Origin of the sequence: Streptomyces sp. WELS2, from assembly GCF_013870595.1 — a bacterium.
Classification (GTDB): Bacteria; Actinomycetota; Actinomycetes; order Streptomycetales; family Streptomycetaceae; genus Streptomyces.
Window position 1 is genome coordinate 1 of record NZ_JACBWZ010001120.1, and the last position, 1,704, is coordinate 1,704.

At 75.5% G+C, this 1,704-nt stretch carries 1 protein-coding gene; it reads left to right on the top strand.

Annotated features, from left to right (window positions below):
* The coding region (locus tag H5J33_RS34220) for an AAA family ATPase (RefSeq protein WP_181798553.1) at positions 1-1,704 on the top strand (1,704 nt) is incomplete at both ends.

Consider the following 1,704-nt stretch of genomic DNA (forward strand, 5'->3'; position numbering starts at 1 on the left):
CCGACCTCGGCGAGGCCGGCGCCGGCCGCCACGACGAACAGGGCATGGCCCGCCTCTTCGAGCTCACCGCCCGGCTGCTGGAGCGGGTCGCCGCCGGCCACACCGTCGTCCTGGTCCTGGAGGACCTGCACTGGGCCGACGCCTCCACCCGCCACCTGCTCGCCTATCTGCTGCGCACCCTGCGCGCCGGCCGCCTCCTCGTCCTGGCCAGCTACCGCAGCGACGACATCCACCGCCGCCACCCGCTGCGCCCCCTGCTCGCCGAACTGGACCGGCTGCGCACCGTCCGCCGGATCGAACTAGCCCGCTTCACCCGCGAGGAGGCCGGCCGCCAGATCGCCGGCATCCTCGCCGCCGAACCCGACCCCGCCCAGGTCGACGAGATCTACGAACGCTCCGACGGCAACGCCTTCTTCATCGAGGAACTCGCCGTCGCCGCCTGCCAGGGCAACTGCGCCGGTCTCACCGACTCCCTGCGCGACCTGCTCCTCGTCCGGGTCGAGGCGCTGCCCGAGAGCGCCCAGCGGGTCGCCCGGATCGTCGCCGAGGGCGGCTCCACGGTGGAGTACCGGCTGATCGCCGCCGTGGCCCGGCTGGCCGAGGACGACCTCATCGAGGCGCTGCGGGCCGCCGTCGGCGCCAACATCCTCACCGTCACCCCCGCCGGCGACGGCTACCGCTTCCGGCACTCCCTGGTCCGCGAGGCCGTCGCCGACGACCTGCTGCCCGGCGAACGCTCCCGGCTCAACCGCCGCTACGCCGAGGCCCTGGAGGCCGATCCCACGCTCGTCCCCGCCGACGCCCGGGTGATGCGCCTGGCCAGCTACTGGTACCACGCGCACGACGCCGCCAAGGCCCTGCCCGCCGTCCTCGCCGCCGCCGTCGTCGCCCGCCGCCGGCACGCCTACACCGAACAACTCGGGCTGCTGGAACGGGCGATGGAGCTGTGGGACGACGCCCCCGCCGAGGTGCGCGCCGCCCTGCGCCCGGTCGACTACGCGGAGGTGTATCCCCCCTGCGGCTGCGACCCGGCCACCACCCCGCTGCGCTACCTCGACCTGATGGCCGAGGCCGCGGTGGCGGGCCGCTTCGGCGGCGAACGGGAACGCGCCCTGAAGATCACCAAGCGGGCCCTGCGCCTGCTGGAGGAGGACCCCGACCCGCTGCGCGCCGCCTGGTTCTGGGTGCAGCGCTCCCGGCTGGTGCAGGCCCAGGCCCGCGGCGACGGCTGGCGGGAACTGGCCACCGCGCAGGAGCTGGTGCGCGGTCTGCCGCCGTCCGAGGTGCACGCCGAGGTGCTGGCGGTCGTCGCCAACTGGTCCATGCAGCACCGGCCCGGCCCCGAGGCGCTGGCCGCCGCCGAACGGGCCGTGGAGTACGCGCGCATGGTGGGCGCCCGCGAGACCGAACTGCACGCCCTGCTCACCCTGGGCGGGCTGACGGTGGAGTCCGGCGACCCGGAGGCGGGCCTGGCGCAGATGCGGCAGGTGCTGGTGGACACCCTGGCGGAGGGCGTCCACCAGGTTGCCGGGCGGGCCTACGTCAACCTGCCGTCCGCGCTGCGCAGCGTCGGCCGGGACCGGGAGGCCGTGCCGCTGCTGCGCGAGGGCATCGAGTTCTGCCGCCGGTACGGACTGCTGGACTCCGGGGCCTGGGCCTGGGGCAACCTCTCCGAGGCGCTCTACGCGCTCGGCCGGTGGGACG